Raw genomic sequence first — 1,464 nt, forward strand, 5'->3', positions numbered from 1 at the left:
TTTTGAAACCAAATTAAAAGTTGTTTTAGCTAAACAACAAGGAATGTCCAATAAAGAAATTCAACAAAAATTTCAAATTGTGAATATTCGTCAAATTAACTATTGGGTAAAATATTTTAAAAATGGTGAATTACATCGTTTACAACAAAAAGATGGTCATCGTTATAAATATAAAACAAATATTAATTTAAATCCTGATATCAAGGAAATAAAAAAAATCAAACAACAATTTAAAGCTAATTTAAAAATAAATAAACAAACTTTGAAAGATGCTTGTTTAGCTATTATTCATCAATATCGTGATCAATTCTCTTTGAATCAAATTATTCAATGGTTAGGCATTTCCAAAAATTCTTATTATCGTTGGTTTCGTCAAAAACAACAACCAGCTTTCTTAACGAATTTAGAAATCCAGATTCAAAAGATTTGTTTTCAACATCGCTATTATAATAATGTGGGCGAAAGTTTTTTTGTTTGGGGTTTCCGTCGTGTTTATCAAGAACTTGTCAATCAAAACATTAAAGTAAACCCTAAAACTGTTTATCTCAAAATGAAAAAATTTAATTTATTATGCCAAACCCGCAAAAATCGTTATCTTAAACTTAGCTCACGTAATCAAAATTATATTCCTCTTTCTCAATTAAATCTCTTAAAAAATAATTTCCAAGCTGATCGCCCTTTTCAAAAAATATGTGCGGATTCTACTTATTTACCTTATCATCAAAATAAAAATCTTTATTTATCAGTCATCATGGATTTATATAATCGAGAGATTATTAGTTTTTATCTTTCCGACAAAAAAGATATTAATTTAGTTTTAAGACCTTTAAGTAAATTACCTACTTTCAAACAACCTGGTTTATTTCATTCTGACCAAGGAGGGGAATTTACTGGCAAACTAATCCAAACAACTTTACAAACTAAAAACCTCATTCCGAGTTTCTCTGAAAAAGGGAGTCCTGCTCAAAATGCTTGCATTGAGGCTTTTTTCGCTAATTTTAAATGTGAAACTGTTTATTTAGAAAAAAAACAACATTTAACTAAAAAACGGTTAATGAAAATTGTGAATAATTTTATTGAAAATTATAACACTCAAAGAAAAATGAAATATTTAAACTATCTTTCACCTTACCAATTTAAAAATCAAAAAGAAAACCAACAAACTACTCTCAGATAATAATGAGAGTTAGACTTGTTGGTTTTTTAAATAATTGATAACCATCAATGATAATTTAAATAATTTTCCAAAAATTTCAAAATCATAAAATAGAGGTTGAAATGAATTTAAAATTTACTCTATAAGGGGGCTAATCGTTAAAATAAGAAATGTTTAATGACTTATAGTAAAATTATATTACTCACTATGTTTTCGTAACGAATAGATACCTTATACGTTGTCATTTTTTCTTATTTTGTTAAATTAACAAGGGCTATTAAGCCTTTTTGAACTATTTTTTTATTTAT

The 1,464-nt window shown here is 25.6% G+C and carries 1 protein-coding gene; it reads left to right on the top strand.

What is annotated here, in order from left to right; translation table 4 throughout:
* A partial coding sequence (locus C6B38_RS03775) for an IS3 family transposase (RefSeq protein ID WP_105298714.1) occupies window positions 1–1,177 on the top strand: 1,177 nt, incomplete at its 5' end.
* Window positions 1,178–1,464 lie beyond the last annotated feature (287 nt).

Origin of the sequence: Spiroplasma sp. ChiS (genome assembly GCF_002968355.1) — a bacterium.
GTDB lineage: Bacteria > Bacillota_I > Bacilli_A > Mycoplasmatales > Mycoplasmataceae > Spiroplasma > Spiroplasma citri.